The organism is Clostridium algidicarnis, assembly GCF_000703125.1.
Classification (GTDB): domain Bacteria; phylum Bacillota; class Clostridia; order Clostridiales; family Clostridiaceae; genus Clostridium_L; species Clostridium_L algidicarnis.
The window spans coordinates 583,491-598,855 of sequence record NZ_JNLN01000001.1 but is presented as its reverse complement, the minus strand read 5'-3'; the positions used below and the strand labels follow the sequence as shown (position 1 = coordinate 598,855).

The 15,365-nt window shown below is 31.7% G+C and carries 15 protein-coding genes; 14 read left to right on the top strand and 1 reads right to left on the bottom strand.

Features of this window, described 5'->3' with window-relative positions:
- Nucleotides 1-293: 293 nt before the first annotated feature.
- From BV55_RS0102945 to BV55_RS0102880, 14 genes are all read left to right on the top strand, one after another.
- The gene (locus BV55_RS0102945) at nucleotides 294-866 is read left to right on the top strand and encodes a class I SAM-dependent methyltransferase (RefSeq protein ID WP_029451268.1); all 573 of its coding nucleotides are present in this window, start codon (nucleotides 294-296) and stop codon (nucleotides 864-866) included.
- Nucleotides 832-1,026, top strand: a complete 195-nt coding sequence (locus tag BV55_RS0102940; RefSeq protein ID WP_029451266.1) for a hypothetical protein — start codon at nucleotides 832-834, stop codon at nucleotides 1,024-1,026. Before BV55_RS0102945 ends, BV55_RS0102940 begins: the two co-directional genes overlap by 35 nt.
- Before the next feature lie 187 nt (nucleotides 1,027-1,213).
- A complete protein-coding gene (locus BV55_RS14770; RefSeq protein WP_051652380.1) occupies nucleotides 1,214-1,399 on the top strand; it encodes a VOC family protein in 186 nt (61 codons plus the stop codon).
- Between the two features lie 565 nt (nucleotides 1,400-1,964).
- Complete coding sequence (locus BV55_RS0102930; RefSeq protein WP_029451265.1) at nucleotides 1,965-3,485, top strand: CoA-acylating methylmalonate-semialdehyde dehydrogenase; 1,521 nt, start codon at nucleotides 1,965-1,967, stop codon at nucleotides 3,483-3,485.
- Between the two features lie 136 nt (nucleotides 3,486-3,621).
- Nucleotides 3,622-4,467 (top strand): class II fructose-bisphosphate aldolase, encoded by an 846-nt coding sequence (locus BV55_RS0102925; RefSeq protein WP_029451264.1) that lies wholly within the window; start codon nucleotides 3,622-3,624, stop codon nucleotides 4,465-4,467.
- An 11-nt stretch (nucleotides 4,468-4,478) separates the two neighbouring features.
- Complete coding sequence (gene iolC, locus BV55_RS0102920) at nucleotides 4,479-5,495, top strand: 5-dehydro-2-deoxygluconokinase (RefSeq protein ID WP_029451263.1); 1,017 nt, start codon at nucleotides 4,479-4,481, stop codon at nucleotides 5,493-5,495.
- Between the two features lie 12 nt (nucleotides 5,496-5,507).
- Nucleotides 5,508-6,296, top strand: coding sequence for a 5-deoxy-glucuronate isomerase (locus BV55_RS0102915; RefSeq protein WP_029451261.1), 789 nt, complete (start codon nucleotides 5,508-5,510; stop codon nucleotides 6,294-6,296).
- Between the two features lie 40 nt (nucleotides 6,297-6,336).
- Nucleotides 6,337-8,271 (top strand): 3D-(3,5/4)-trihydroxycyclohexane-1,2-dione acylhydrolase (decyclizing), encoded by a 1,935-nt coding sequence (iolD, locus tag BV55_RS0102910; RefSeq protein WP_029451260.1) that lies wholly within the window; start codon nucleotides 6,337-6,339, stop codon nucleotides 8,269-8,271.
- Nucleotides 8,272-8,289: 18 nt separating this feature from the next.
- Nucleotides 8,290-9,303, top strand: a complete 1,014-nt coding sequence (iolG, locus tag BV55_RS0102905) for an inositol 2-dehydrogenase (RefSeq protein ID WP_029451259.1) — start codon at nucleotides 8,290-8,292, stop codon at nucleotides 9,301-9,303.
- A 19-nt stretch (nucleotides 9,304-9,322) separates the two neighbouring features.
- On the top strand, nucleotides 9,323-10,219 hold the full coding sequence (gene iolE / locus BV55_RS0102900; RefSeq protein WP_029451258.1) for a myo-inosose-2 dehydratase: 897 nt from the start codon (nucleotides 9,323-9,325) through the stop codon (nucleotides 10,217-10,219).
- Between the two features lie 25 nt (nucleotides 10,220-10,244).
- Nucleotides 10,245-11,840, top strand: a complete 1,596-nt coding sequence (locus BV55_RS0102895) for a solute:sodium symporter family transporter (RefSeq protein WP_029451257.1) — start codon at nucleotides 10,245-10,247, stop codon at nucleotides 11,838-11,840.
- A gap of 47 nt (nucleotides 11,841-11,887) precedes the next feature.
- Complete coding sequence (locus BV55_RS0102890; protein ID WP_029451256.1) at nucleotides 11,888-12,910, top strand: Gfo/Idh/MocA family protein; 1,023 nt, start codon at nucleotides 11,888-11,890, stop codon at nucleotides 12,908-12,910.
- Between the two features lie 225 nt (nucleotides 12,911-13,135).
- Nucleotides 13,136-13,891 carry a DeoR/GlpR family DNA-binding transcription regulator gene (locus BV55_RS0102885; RefSeq protein ID WP_029451254.1) on the top strand — a complete coding sequence of 252 codons (756 nt, stop codon included), beginning with the start codon at nucleotides 13,136-13,138 and terminating at the stop codon, nucleotides 13,889-13,891.
- Between the two features lie 126 nt (nucleotides 13,892-14,017).
- Entirely contained in the window at nucleotides 14,018-14,407 is a 390-nt protein-coding gene (locus tag BV55_RS0102880; RefSeq protein ID WP_029451253.1) for a tautomerase family protein, read from the top strand.
- A gap of 113 nt (nucleotides 14,408-14,520) precedes the next feature.
- Here BV55_RS0102880 and BV55_RS0102875 read toward each other — a convergent pair whose 3' ends face one another.
- Nucleotides 14,521-15,150 carry a DUF3267 domain-containing protein gene (locus BV55_RS0102875; RefSeq protein ID WP_029451251.1) on the bottom strand — a complete coding sequence of 210 codons (630 nt, stop codon included), beginning with the start codon at nucleotides 15,148-15,150 and terminating at the stop codon, nucleotides 14,521-14,523.
- Nucleotides 15,151-15,365: the final 215 nt, after the last annotated feature.

Sequence of the window (15,365 nt, the reverse complement as noted above, 5' to 3'; positions counted from 1 at the left end):
AGATAAATATGTCTTATGGCTTTTTATTATGTTTTACATTATGTGTTATAGAATACTTATTGATAATATGTTAGTAGTTTTAATTGATATTTCTAAACAAAATAATACACAAGGCAATAACCCTTAAAAAGTTATAATTGTTAAATATAGAGGTAGGGGGATAAGTAAATAAGAGGAATTTATAAGAGAAAAAAGAATAAGTATATTATACCAATAAAACAGTAAACTAGATTTTTATAAATGTAGAAGTATTTGTAAGATAGGTCGAAATACATCAAGGGGGATATTCTAAAATGGAATATATAGGAAATGAAGAATACTGGGATGAAAAATTTGTGAATAGGAGTAATGAACCATTACGTCCTGAAAAATCATTAGTTGAAAATATAGGATACTTTAAAAGAGGGCATGTTCTTGATATTGCATGTGGAGACGGTAGGAACACTTTGTTTTTAATTAAGAATAGCTTCAAAGTGACAGGGGTTGATTTCAGTAATGAAGCACTTTCACGATTGGAAATGTTCGCAAAAACAAATAATTACTATGTAAATATAAAGCAAATTGATTTAAGTAGATCCAATTCATTATATGATATTGGTATATTCGATAATATTTTAGTTAATCATTATAGATTAAGCAAAGAGCAACTTGCAGATATTGAAAATCATATATTTGATAATGGTATTTTATTTGTCTCTGGTTTTGGAGATAAGCACAAGGTTGACTCTAAAATCAGAAAAGAAGATTTAATTCAACAAAGTGATTTTGAAGATATAAACAAGTCATTTGAGTTAATTAAATATATTGAAAATCAAGATGATAGAGGATTTTTTGTTACTTATATTTTTCGTAAGAAAAAACGTTAAGAAGGAAACTTATGATGGAATAATGTTTGGAGCTATTAACGATTTAAGAAATTTAGGCAAATTAGCAGTCTATAATTTAGGGTTAGAAGAGGTAGTTAAAAATGCTCCTAAAAGATTATCGCTGAAGGCTCTAGCGTATTTGGCACAAGATTATAAATAGAGATAATAAGAGACTATTATTTGAAGTATGCTTTACATAAAAATTGAACCTTAAACCTAATTATGTACCATAGACGTCTAAAAAATTTTATAGTAAAATGTTTATATTACTATCCACTACATAAAAATTGAGTAGGTTTTAGTAAAATGGAAGTGTATATTTATATATTTTAGATGGAGGGTATTTTATGTTAAAAAATATTGCCCATGTGGGCTTAACAGTATCAAATATAGAAGAATCAATTAAATTTTATAAAATAGAAAACAAATTAAATCAAACTTCTATTTCTGAACTATGCTTTTATGTAGAAAATATTGATGAAACTTATAAAACACTAAAATCAAAGGGTGTGGAGTTTTTATCAGAGCCTTAATACTTTGATTTAACATCACAAGGCTTTGGAAAAAGTAAAGCCGTATATCTTAAAGATCCAGATGGAATTGTTCTAGAACTTATGGAGTGTATTGATTAGGTCTTAGGATAGAAAGAATATAGAAATCATTTTTTAGTTAAAGAAAATAATAGCAAAAGAGTCATATAGATAATCTATGTGACTTTTTTTGCAATATTTCAAAGGTATCACAAGTTAGTGGTACACTTGCTCAAGATATAACCAAAACCAAATACAAGGCGAAGGAATTGATTAAGTGTTGACATAATACGATTAAATGATATATAATATAACCATAAAGTAACAACGATGTAACAGTAACTTAATATAGCAAAAAAATATACATGGAACTATGCAAGATAATAAGAAAACGATTCCTTTGATTGAGTTAATTCATAATTTACATTATAACAATAACAAAATGTTGTAAAAGACAAATATATGTAGGAACAAATTGGATTATGAATACTAAAAAGGATAAAAGGTTAACAAATTTAGTAAAATAAATAAATTAATTATTTTGAATATAAAATTTAGGAGGTATATTATGAATGAAATAAAAAAGTTAAAGTTTTTTAGTAATGGTAAATGGCAAGAATCAAAAACAAACAAATATATGGATGTTTGTGATCCAAGTACTGGCGAGGTAATTGCAAAAGCGCCATGTTGCACTGAGGAAGAAGTTAATCTTGCGATAAAATCTGCAAGGGATGCATTTCCTAAGTGGTCTCAGATGCCTGTAATGAAAAGGGCACAAATAATGTTTAAATTTAGAAATATTCTTGCAGAACATTTAGATGAGCTTACTGAAATAGTAGCAAAGGAGAACGGTAAGGTATGGAATGAAGCAAGAGGTGATATTTTAAAGGTTATGGAACCTGTAGAACTAGCATGTGGAATTCCAAGTCTTATGATGGGTGAGTCACTTATGAACACTTCTACTGGGTATGACACTGTTTTATATCGTGAATCTGTAGGTGTTTATGCTGGAATAGCTCCATTCAATTTCCCAGGAATGATACCTATGGGATGGATGACCCCTCTTTGTATAGCAGCAGGAAACACGATTGTAATAAAGGCAGCTTCAATGTGCCCAATGACAGCAATGAAATGTGCGGAACTTTGGCAAGAAGCAGGTCTTCCAGATGGGGTTTTAAATATAGTTACATGTAGTAGAGTTGAAGCTGAATTATTTTTGACACATCCAGATGTTAATGGAATAAGTTTTGTTGGATCAACTTCTGTTGGCAAGCATATTTATGGAACGGCAGCTTTAAATGGAAAAAGGGTACAGGCACTTTGCGAGGCAAAGAATCACGGTTTAGTACTTGAAGACGCAGCACTTGAGAGAACAGCTCGTGGAATCATAAACTCTAGCTTTGGATGCGCAGGTCAAAGATGTATGGCACTTCCAGTGGTTGTAGTTCAAGAAAGTATAGCGGATAGATTGGTTGAACTTTTAACTGAGTATGCAAAAGAACTTAAAATAGGACCAGCTTATGATAAGACTTCTTTACTTGGGCCTGTTATATCTAAAGCTCACAAGGAATCAGTTCTAAGTTGGATAGATAAGGGAATAGAAGAAGGCGCAAAGCTTGTTCTTGATGGAAGAAATGTAACTGTAGAGGGATTTGAAAAGGGGTTTTATGTTGGACCTACAATATTAGACCATGTAACATCTGAAATGACAGTTGGAGATATAGAAATATTTGGACCAGTTATATGTATAAAAAGAGTAAAAGACTTTGAAGAAGGAATTCAATTAATGAATAAAAATCCATTGGCAAATGGTTCAGTAATATTCACACAAAGTGGATATTTCAGCCGTGAATTTGCAAGAAGAACAGATGGTGGAATGGTGGGCGTTAATGTTGGAATTCCAGTACCAATTGGTATTTTCCCTTTTACAGGACATAAAAACTCATTTTTTGGAGATTTGCATGCACTTGGTAAGGATGGTGTAAGATTTTACACTGAAACTAAGGCTGTAACAACAACTTGGTTTGATGAAGAAGAGAAAAAGAATAAAAATGTAGATACTTGGGATGGGTCATTAGAAACTAAATAACTTTTTAGGAAAAAGTACACCTGTAGTTTAAATTACAGGTGTACTTTAAGAATAAATAAAAGGGAACAGTCATAGCGGAAATCAGAGAAGTAATATAAAGGTTTAACTATGAATTTAAAAGGAAGAGGTGAAATAGATGTCACTAGTGAATATGAGAGATCTATTGAGTAAAGCAGAAAAAGGAAAATATGCAGTTGGATCTTTTAGCGTAGCAAACATGGAGATGTTAATGGGTGCTATAAAGGCGGCTGAAGAGTTAAACTCTCCAATTATAATTCAAATTGCAGAAGTAAGATTAAATTATTCACCATTACATTTAATTGGACCTATGATGGTTGCAGGAGCTGCTAAAGCAAAGGTTCCAGTGGCTATACATTTTGATCATGGATTAACATTAGAAAAGATAAAGGAAGCTCTTGAGATTGGATTTACTTCAGTTATGGTGGATGGATCAAAGTACTTACTAGAAGATAATATAAAATTAACAAAAGAAGTTATGGATGAAGCAAAAAGATATAATGCTGCAGTAGAAGCTGAAATAGGGATTGTTGGTGGAAGTGAAGATGGTTCAGAAAACCTATCAGTATTGTGTACTAGTGCAAGTGAAGCAAAAAGATTTTATAGCGAAACGTGTGTTGATGCATTAGCAGTAGCAATAGGGAATGCCCACGGAACTTATTTAGAAAATCCCAAGTTGAATTTTGAAGTTTTAGATAAAATAAATAAAGATGTAGATGTTCCATTAGTATTACATGGGGGAACAGGAATAAGTAATGATGATTTTAAAAAATGTATAAGTCTTGGAATTAGAAAAATAAATATAGCAACTGCAACATTTGATTCAGTAGAAAAAAACATTAGGAAATTATATGAACAATCTGAAGAAGCTGATTACTTTAAATTGCATCAGAAAGAAGTAGAAGGTGCATATCTTAATGTGAAAAGGCACATAGAAGTATTTGGAAGCGAAAATAAAGCGTAGGAGGTAAGGTAATGGGTTACATTGAATTTGATAATAGTAAAGAGTTTGATATCGTTCCATTAGGTAGGGCTGCAATTGATTTTAATCCCGTTGATATAAATAGGCCTCTTTCAGAAAGTAAAACTTTTAAAAAATACTTAGGTGGATCACCAGCTAATACTGCGGTTGGGCTTGCAAGATTAGGTAAGAAGGTGGGATTCATTGGCAAAGTATCAAATGATAGTTTTGGTCAATTTGTTGTAAGTTATTTTAAAAATGAAGGAATAGATACTTCGGAAATTTGTTTTGCTAAAAATGGAGAAAATTTAGGGCTTACTTTTACTGAAATACTTAGTCCAACAGAAAGTAGCATTTTAATGTACAGAAACGGTGTTGCGGATTTAGCCTTAGAGGTTGATGAAATCAACGAGGCATACATTAAAAATACTAAAGCCATTATAATATCGGGAACAGCCTTAGCACAGAGTCCATCAAGGGAATCTTCGTTAAAGGCATTAGAGTATGCAAAAAAGAATAATACAGTAGTTATTTTTGATATAGATTATAGAGAATATTCATGGGCTAATAAGGATGATATAGCTATTTATTATTCTATAGTTGCAAAGAACAGTGATATTATAATAGGATCAAGAGAAGAGTTTGATTTAACGCAAGGCTTAATTGGAAAGGATATCAGTGATCAGGAAACCGCTAATAGATGGTTTAATTATGGTAGTAAGATTGTTGTTATAAAGCATGGTAAAGAGGGATCAACTGCTTATACTTCAGATAAAAAGAGTTTTAGTATAAAGCCTTTTCCAATTAAACTTCTTAAATCTTTTGGTGGAGGGGATGCATATGGATCAGCATTTATTTATGGATTACTTGAAGGATGGGATATTATTGACTGTTTAGAGTTTGGTAGTGCTTCAGCTTCAATGTTAGTTGCGAGTCACAGTTGCTCAGATGCAATGCCAACAGTAGAGGAGATTAAGGAATTTATAAGAAAGAGTAAAGAAGAATATGGAGAAATGGTTGCAAAATTATAAGGGGTGATTCAAATGGTAGAGAGCTTAGGCAATCTAAAATACGGTGAAAATATACTATGCGAAATTAACGGTAAAAACAAAGAAATGTTAATGGATATTAATGTAGTGAAACTTGCAAAAGGTTCTATTAAAAAGTACTATTCAGATTTTAAAGAATTGGCTATATTGATTTTAGTAGGGAAAATTGAAATTAGGTGGTCTGGAAATAAGAAAGTAATAAAGAGAAATTCAGTATTTGATGAAAATCCTTGGTGCCTACATGTTTCAAAGGATACGGAGGTTGAAGTAGAAACTTTAGAAGATAGTGAAATACTTGTTCAATTTACAGATAACAAAAATGCCTTTAAAGCAAAGTTATATTCTCCAGAAGATTGTAAGAGTGATGTATTTGGTGAGGGGGTATGGAATGGTACTGCAAGAAGAGTAGTGAGAACAGTATTTGACTATAAAAATGCACCATATTCAAATATGGTAATGGGAGAAGTTATAACTTATCCTGGTAAGTGGTCAAGTTATCCTCCACACTATCATCCACAACCTGAAGTTTACTATTATAGATTTAATAAGCCCCAAGGGTTCGGCTTGTGTCTAATAGGTGAAAATGCTTATAAGATAACAGATGAAAGTTTTGCTTCAATTAAGGGTGGAGTTGTTCATCCTCAAACATCTGCACCAGGTTATGCTATGTACTATTGTTGGATGATAAGACATTTAGAAAATGATCCATGGACAGATAGAATAGATGATAAAGATCATTCATGGCTTTGGGACAAGGATGCAAAGATATGGCCAGAAAAATAGTATAGCATAAATGATTAATTATGAGATAAGGAGGTTTAAAATGGGTACGATTAGACTAACCACTGCACAAGCATTGATCAAGTTTTTAAATAACCAGTTTATAAGCTTTGGTGGTAAAGAAGAAAGATTTGTGGAAGGCGTTTTTACCATATTTGGTCATGGAAATGTACTGGGTATTGGTCAAGCACTAGAACAAGATCCTGGTGAATTAATAGTTCATCAAGGTAGAAATGAACAAGGTATGGCTCAAGCAGCTGTAGCATTCGCTAAACAAAAAAGAAGAAAGCAAATTTATGCATGCACATCATCTGTAGGGCCAGGGGCTGCTAATATGATAACCGCTGCAGCAACAGCAACAGCAAATAATATACCTGTATTATTACTGCCGGGGGATACATTTGCTACAAGGCAACCAGATCCAGTACTTCAACAAGTAGAACAAGAGCATAATGCCTCAATTACAACAAATGATGCGTTTAAGGCTGTGACTAAATATTGGGATAGAGTGAATAGACCTGAACAATTGATGTCAGCTATGATAAATGCAATGAGAGTGTTAACAGATGAGGGAGATACTGGAGCTGTATGCATTGCATTACCACAAGATGTTCAAGCAGAAGCTTATGATTATCCGGATTATTTCTTTAAGAAGAAAATACATAGAATTGAAAGAAGAAAAGGTACAGATGCAGAACTCGAAGATGCTATAAGATTAATAAGTACAAAGAAAAAACCATTGATCATTTGTGGCGGAGGAGCTAAATATTCAATGTCAGGCGAAGAGTTAAAGAAATTTGCTGAAGAATTTAATATACCAATTGCTGAAACACAGGCAGGGAAAAGTGCATTAGAATCAACCCATCACTTAAACTTAGGTGGTATTGGAGTTACAGGGAACCTTGCTGCAAATCTTATAGCTAAAGATGCTGACTTAATAATAGGGCTTGGAACAAGATTCACAGATTTTACATCAGGGTCTAAAGGATTATTTAAAAATGATGAAGTTGAATTTTTAACAATAAATACATCTAGATACAATGCAAATAAAATGGATGCTACTAAAGTAGTTGGGGATGTATTGGTTAATTTAGAACAACTTAGATATGATCTTATTAAAAAAGGATATAAGAGCCAGTACAACAATGAGATATCTGATGCCAAAAGTAAATGGGAAAAAGAAGTTAAGAGATTATATAGTATAAAATATAGCAAGGATAATTTTAAACCTGAAGTATCAGGACAAAATGAAGATAGTTTAAAAGAGTTTTATGAACTTGTGGGACAAGCACTTCCTCAAACCACAGTTATAGGTGAAATTAATAATTTCCTTCAAAAGGACTATGTTGTAGTTGGAGCTGCAGGCAGTTTGCCAGGTGATCTACAAAGATTATGGGTTTCAAAAGATAAATATAGCTACCATATGGAATACGGTTATTCATGTATGGGATACGAAATATCAGGAGCTTTAGGAGTGAAGTTTGCAGAACCTAACAAAGAAGTATATGCAATGGTTGGTGATGGAAGTTACTTAATGCTTCATTCTGAATTAGTAACATCTATTCAAGAAAATAAGAAGATAAATGTATTATTATTTAATAATAGTGGATTTGGTTGCATTAACAATCTAGAAATGGGAAATGGAATGGGTAGCTTTGGAACAGAGTTTAGATATAGGAATGAAAAAAACGGCAAGCTTAATGGTGGATTAATTTCAATAGATTTTGCTAAATCTGCTGAAGGATATGGAGTAAAAACATATACAGTTAGAACTATAAAAGAACTTAAAGAAGCATTAGTAGATGCAAAAAGACAAACTATATCTACTTTAATAGATATAAAGGTACTTCCAAAAACAATGACAGATGGTTATGAATCTTGGTGGCATGTAGGAGTAGCTGAGGTATCTAATAAGGATTCAATAAAAGATGCTTATGTTAATAAAGAAAATAATCTTGTAAATATAAAAAAATACTAATAAAAGGAGAGAGGCATTATGTTAAATATCGGAATTATTGGTGCAGGAAGAATTGGAAAGGTACATGGAGAAAGTATAACAAGATATGTTAAGGAGGCTAAAATTAAATCAATTGCTGATTCATACTTAAATGATGATACAAGACAATGGGCAAAGGATAAGGGAATTCTTGAAGTGTATACTGACTATAAAAAGATATTAAATGATCCAGAAATTGATGCAGTATTAATTTGTTCATCAACAGATACACACTCACCAATCTCAATAGAAGCAATAAGAGCAGGGAAACACGTTTTCTGTGAAAAGCCGATAGATCATGATTTATCTAGAATAAAGGAAGTTATTGATGAATTAGGCAAATCTAAGGTTAAGTATCAAGTAGGATTTAATAGAAGATTTGATCATAACTTTAAATCGATTAAAAGTGCAGTGGCTAGTGGGAAAATTGGACAACCCCATATTTTGAAAATAACTTCAAGAGATCCTGAACCACCTTCAATAGACTATGTAAAGGTTTCAGGTGGTATGTTTTTAGATATGACAATTCATGACTTTGATATGGCTAGATATCTTTTAGATAGTGAAGTTGTAGAGGTTTACGCAATGGGTGGAGTATTAATTGATAGTGCTATAGGAAAGGCTGGAGACGTTGATACAGCTATAGTAACATTAAAGATGCAAAACGGAACTTTAGCAGTAATTGATAACTCAAGAAAGTCAGCTTATGGATATGATCAAAGAGCGGAAGTATTTGGATCATTAGGTCAAGTTTCAGTAGCAAATGATAGCGGTTCAACAGCGGTAATATCAAATGAGGCTGGTGTTACAGGTGAAAAACCATTATTTTTCTTCCTAGAAAGATATATGCAAGCTTATGCTGAAGAAATAACAGAATTTGTTGAGGCAATTGTAAACGATAAAGATACATCGGTAAACGCTGAAGATGGCTTACAAGCTGTATTAATTGGTGAAGCTGCGACAAAATCCCTACATGAGAATAGACCAGTTAAACTATCTGAAATTAAATTTTAATAATTAGGAGGAATTAATTATGTTGAATAGTAAGAAGGTTAAATTAGGTATTGCTCCAATTGCGTGGACAAATGATGATATGCCAGACTTAGGCAAAGAAAATACTTTTGATCAGTGCTTGAGTGAAGTAGCGTTATCAGGATTTAAAGGAACAGAGGTAGGAAATAAGTATCCAAGAGATGTAAAGGTTTTAAAAAGGGCGTTAGAACTTAGGGGATTAGAAATTGCAAGTGCATGGTTTAGTTCATTCTTAACTACGAAACCATATGAAGAAACTAAGGCTGAATTTATTAAACATAGAGATTTTCTACATGACTTAGGATCAAGTGTAATAGTTGTAGCGGAGCAAGGTTATAGTATACAAGGCGAATTAGATACTGCGGTATTTGGTGGAAAACACCATTTCAATGAGGAAGAATGGGAGTTGCTCGGAAGTGGATTAAACAAGTTAGGAAAATTAGCTCAAGATAAGGGAATGAAAGTTGTTTATCATCATCACATGGGAACGGGAGTACAAACAACTGCTGAGATAGACAAGCTTATGAGTATTACTGATGAAAATTTAGTTTATTTATTGTTCGATTCAGGTCATTTGGTATATTCAGGTGAAGATCATATAGCCATACTTAAAAAATATATAAATAGAATTAAACATGTTCATCTAAAAGACATTAGACCAGAGATAGTAAAAGAAGTTAAAGATCAGAAACTTAGTTTCTTAAAAGGAGTTAGATTAGGGGCATTTACAGTGCCAGGAGATGGAAGCATAGATTTTAAGCCAATATTTAAGATCTTAGAAGAGAATAATTATGAGGGCTGGCTACTAGTGGAAGCAGAGCAAGATCCAGCAAAGGCAAATCCGTTTGAATATGCAGTAAAAGCAAGAAAATATATTAAAGAGGAATGTGCAATATAATTTTTTATAAGAAGGAGGTGAATTAATGAATCTCTTTTCAGTAATTACATTTATAACTATTGTTGCAACTGTATGGTTTATTGCTTGGAAAAAATCACAATCAATTAACAAAGACGATGAGGCTGGATTTTTTCTTGGGGGACGAAGCTTAACAGGAGTTACAATTGCTGGAACAATTTTAATGACCAATCTATCTACTGAACAAATTGTTGGGCAAAATGGTCAAAGCTACGTAGCGGGAATGGAGGTAATGGCTTGGGAAGTTACAGCTGCCTTTGCTTGTGTATTATTAGCCTTTATCTTTTTACCTAAATACTTAAAACATGGAATTACAACTATTTCTGATTTTATTGAAATTCGTTACGATACAGCGACTAAGAGAATTATATCATTTTTATTCTTAGTAAGTTATATGATTACCTTTTTACCAGTAGTATTGTTTTCAGGTGCCTTAGTTTTCAACAGGCTTTTCCATGTGGACAAATTATTAAATGTAGATTGCCAGGGTGCAATTATTATTGTAGCAGCATTTATCGGTTTAGTTGGTCTCTTATATGTATTAATAGGAGGAATATCTTTAAGTGCTTTTAGTGATACTATTTATGGAGTAGGTTTAATTATTGGAGGTATATCAATCCCAATTTTAGGGTTAATAGTGTTGGGCAAAGGTAGCTTTAATGGAGGTATTCATTCAATAATCCAAAATACACCGGAAAAGTTAAACGCCATCGGTGCACTTGACTCAAAATTAATTCCTTGGCCAACATTGTTCTTTGGGATGTTTTTCAATAATCTATTTTATTGGTGCACTAATCAAATGATTGTTCAAAAAGCATTAGCTGGAAAAAATCTTAAAGAAGCGCAAAAAGGTGCTTTGTATGTAGGATTCTTCAAAATATTCGGAGCAATGTTTTTAGTCTTCCCAGGGGTTATTGCATATAATATGTTTGGAGAAACCCTTAAAATAGCTGATGATGCTTATCCATCCTTAGTCACAGCAGTACTTCCAACATGGGCTTATGGTATTTTTGGAGCAGTAATTTTTGGCGCTATTTTAAGTTCTTTCGCAGGGGCGCTCAATAGCACCTCAACATTATTCGCATTAGATTTTTACAAACCAGTATTTAGACCTAAAGCTTCTAGTAAAGAAGTTGTCAGAGTTGGAAAGTTAGTCACAATATTAGTAGCAATAGTTTCGATAATTGTTGCACCACTTATTTGTTATGCACCAGCAGGTTTGTATACTTTCCTCCAAGAATATAATGGATTTTACAATATGCCATTATTAGCAATTATTCTTCTTGGGTTCTATACAAAACGTGTTCCAGCCTTAGCCGCAAAGGTGACAATGGTTTTTCACATTGTAGCTTATATGTTTTCTAAATTTTTCTTAGCTGATATTAACTTTTTATATATATTAAGTGTTCTATTTTTCTTAGATGTTTTATTAATGTTATTCATTGGTAAAATAAAACCGTTAAAAACACCATTTCAAATTAAAGAAAATCAGAATAAAGTTGATTTAACGCCTTGGAAAAGTGGAAAGTATATCGGAGTATTTGTTGTTGTTTGTATGGTAGGAATGTATATATTATTCTCGCCAATAGGAATCGCAAAGTAAAAGAAAAATGGTGTCTATACTACTCGATATTAAGGAGGAAATAGAAAATGGAAAATGTTAAAGTTGGAATTGTAGGATTAGGTAGGTTAGGTAAAATACACGCTCTAAATTTATCAAAACAAATACCAGGGTGTACTCTTGTAGCTGCTTGTAGCTTAATCAAAGAGGAATTAGATTTTGCAGTAAATAATCTTGGAGTAACAGAAACTTATAAAACGTATGAAGAAATGATTGGAAGTTCAAATCTTAATGCGGTATGTATTGTTTCGCCTTCAGGCTTTCATTGCAAGCAAATTAGACAAGCTATGGATAAGAACTTACATGTGTTCAGTGAGAAACCAATAGGATTAGATATTAAAGATATTGAAGAAACTCAAAGAGTTATTGAAGCTCATCCAGAACAAGTTTTCATGTTAGGATTTATGAGACGTTATGATGAATCCTATAAATATGCTAAGCAAATGGTTGATAATGGAGAATTAGGAGAATTAACTATTGTTCGTAGTTATGGAATAGATCCAAGTGAGGGAATGGAAAGCTTTGTGAAATTCGCAGGAAATAGTAATAGTGGTGGTCTATTTGCAGATATGTCTATCCATGATATTGATTTAGTAAGATGGTTTACGAAAAAAGAAGTTTCTAAAGTTTGGGCAATGGGAAAAAATGCAGCTTATCCAGAACTTGATGCGGTGAATGAGTTAGAAACTGGAGCGGCAATGATGCAATTAGAAGATAAAACTATGGCAATTTTAATAGCAGGAAGAAACTGCCTTCATGGTTATCATGTAGAGACAGAGTTAATAGGAACAAAAGGCATGCTTCGAATCGCAACAGTTCCTGAGAAAAATTTAGTAACAATAATGAATGAGCATGGAATTATTAGACCTTGCTCTCAAAACTTTCCAGAACGATTTAAACAAGCTTTTATTAGTGAACTACAAGAATTTATACTATGCATACAAGAAAAGCGTCAACCAGAGGCAAGAGCATTTGATGGATTACAAGCTACAAAAGTCGCACTTGCTTGTAAAAAATCTTGCGAAACTAACGAATTGGTTGAAATTAGGTAAAAAAACCAATATGTAAAGATGAGGATATAAGAAGAAAATAAGATAATAAAAGTATATATAACTGAAAAGATTAAAAATAAAGATAGATTATATACTATATATAATTTATCTTTATTTTATGAAAGAATTTATTTTTTTTATAATATATAAATGGTATATTTAAATTGTCTTAAGTATTGTTTATTGATATAATTATATCTATTAACCAAGAAAGGAAAGTAGAGTATGAAAGCTAATAGAGTTAAAGAAATTGAGGAATATATAATAAGCAATGAATCGGTCTCTTTAGATTCACTATGCGACATTTTTAGAATATCTAAAAATACCATTCGCAGAGATATAAATGAACTTGTAAAAAAGGGTACCGTAAAAAAAGTTTATGGCGGAGTGACAGCCATTATTAAACCCTTAATTCCTTTCGAAGAAAGAAACATTAAAAATAATTATAAAAAAATTGCCATAGCTAAGGCGGCATCTGATTTTGTAAATGATGGAGATGTTATATTCATAGATTCTGGTACAACAACACTTAATATGATAGATTTCTTAAAAAATAAAAACAATGTAACGATACTTACTAATAATTTGAACGTTATAGTAAACGCACTACCATTTCCAAATTTAAATGTTATTTGTGCTGGAGGAAGACTGATAAGAAAAACCAATTCTTTTGAGGTAATACATGCTCTTGCAATATTAAAAGACTATAATATAAATAAGGCATTTATGGCTGCTACAGGTGTTTCTATATCTAATGGAGCTACAAATTCTTCATCATTAGAATATAAACTTAAAAAAATCATAGTAGAAAAGAGTAATGAGTTATTCTTATTAGTAGACTCTTCTAAATTTGATGTTTCCGCACTTATGACCTATTGCCAATTAAGCGATATAGATCATCTTATAACAGATAAGAAACCCGCCGAAAAATATATAGAGTTTTTTAAAGAAAATAAAATTAATTTTAGTGTATCTGAATAATATTTAAGGAGCACTATTTACAATAAATTATAGAGTAATTGTGGAAAAACACTAAGGTTAGATTGAAAATATCTAACCCTTTGAAGCTGGGAAAATTAAGTTTGCTAAATAATAGGAGGTTTTTAAATGCCATTAATTCGTTTTGATATGATTGAAGGAAGAACTGATACAGAGATAACAAAAATACTAGATGTTTCACACAAAGTAACAGTGGATGCGTTTCAAGTCCCAGAAGGAGATCGTTATCAAATTGTTAATCAGCATCATCAATATGAAATGATTATTAAAGATACCGGATTAGGGTTTGAACGTTCTAAAAATGTCATTGTTATTACCATCACCACTCGTAAGCGCACAACTGAGGAAAAAGAAGATTTCTATAATAAGTTAGTTCTTGCATTAAAACAAGAATGTGATATTGAGGCAGTAGATATTATGGTTTCAATGGTTGTTAATGAAGATGAAGATTGGAGTTTTGCTTTTGGAGAAGCACAATTTTTAACGGGTAAACTTTAAGTAATCTTGTGAACTTTTACATTTATTCATGAGGTACATATAGAATTAGATGAGTATTAATGTAATAACCCCTGCACATTCTCATATAAGGTGAGAGGGTGCAGGGTTTTAATTTACTTATCTAAAAACCAATATGTATGAAATCCATAATTTTGAACTAATGCATTTTTAGGCACCTGTCTAAGGGATAAATAGAATTTCAAGTAATCACCTACACCAGATACAATATTAATCATGGCAAAAATAATTATTGTGTGTGAAATCAATGCATTAAAATCAAAAGCACCAAGAATCCAAAATGCATAGGGGATAAATCCTAAAATTACGTTTGGACAAATAACAATCCATAAAAAACGTTTTTTTGAAACTGATTTATTGCAGTATACAAAGGCAGCTAACTCACTTGGCTTGACCCATATTTCCTTAATGGCTTTTTTAGGGAAGGCAAAGGCGTGTAAAAACTCATGAATAATAGTAAAAACTGTTGATAAAACAGAAGCAATCATAGTGCTAATTATTAGATTTGAAGCGTTAATACTTTGGGATGATATATTAAAAATCCGTATTTTAATGAGAATTAATATTATTAAAGTAATAAACATGGGCAAAGAAAGTAATCCACCCATTAAAAAAGCACTAGTAAGATTATTAGGTTCCTTATATTGTATAGCTTGTTTCGGTAAAACCCCAGTTAAAATCTGTGACTCATCTTTGTATTTACCCATATATTTTATATTATACATAATCCTTTTCTCCTTAAATAATTATAAATTATTACAATAATCCTTAGTACAACTTTCCATATAAATAATATACCATAAAACAATTTAATATGCAGTATAAGCAAGTCCAGGGATTTAAGGCATAAATAGAGATTAGTTCAATTTGGTATTGTGATTTTTAAGACAAATGTTTAATTGAAATTAGAATATCATAAATGAATAATAATTTATTAAAA

Bases quoted from the DNA above. Each gene is read 5' to 3' on its own strand.
- BV55_RS0102885 (WP_029451254.1), top strand. From the start codon at position 13,136: ATGAAAGCTAATAGAGTTAAAGAAATTGAGGAATATATAATAAGCAAT.
- iolG (WP_029451259.1), top strand. From the start codon at position 8,290: ATGTTAAATATCGGAATTATTGGTGCAGGAAGAATTGGAAAGGTACAT.
- BV55_RS0102890 (WP_029451256.1), top strand. From the start codon at position 11,888: ATGGAAAATGTTAAAGTTGGAATTGTAGGATTAGGTAGGTTAGGTAAA.
- BV55_RS0102925 (WP_029451264.1), top strand. From the start codon at position 3,622: ATGTCACTAGTGAATATGAGAGATCTATTGAGTAAAGCAGAAAAAGGA.
- BV55_RS14770 (WP_051652380.1), top strand. From the start codon at position 1,214: ATGTTAAAAAATATTGCCCATGTGGGCTTAACAGTATCAAATATAGAA.
- BV55_RS0102945 (WP_029451268.1), top strand. From the start codon at position 294: ATGGAATATATAGGAAATGAAGAATACTGGGATGAAAAATTTGTGAAT.
- iolC (WP_029451263.1), top strand. From the start codon at position 4,479: ATGGGTTACATTGAATTTGATAATAGTAAAGAGTTTGATATCGTTCCA.
- iolD (WP_029451260.1), top strand. From the start codon at position 6,337: ATGGGTACGATTAGACTAACCACTGCACAAGCATTGATCAAGTTTTTA.
- BV55_RS0102875 (WP_029451251.1), bottom strand. From the start codon at position 15,150: ATGTATAATATAAAATATATGGGTAAATACAAAGATGAGTCACAGATT.
- BV55_RS0102915 (WP_029451261.1), top strand. From the start codon at position 5,508: ATGGTAGAGAGCTTAGGCAATCTAAAATACGGTGAAAATATACTATGC.
- BV55_RS0102880 (WP_029451253.1), top strand. From the start codon at position 14,018: ATGCCATTAATTCGTTTTGATATGATTGAAGGAAGAACTGATACAGAG.
- iolE (WP_029451258.1), top strand. From the start codon at position 9,323: ATGTTGAATAGTAAGAAGGTTAAATTAGGTATTGCTCCAATTGCGTGG.
- BV55_RS0102930 (WP_029451265.1), top strand. From the start codon at position 1,965: ATGAATGAAATAAAAAAGTTAAAGTTTTTTAGTAATGGTAAATGGCAA.
- BV55_RS0102895 (WP_029451257.1), top strand. From the start codon at position 10,245: ATGAATCTCTTTTCAGTAATTACATTTATAACTATTGTTGCAACTGTA.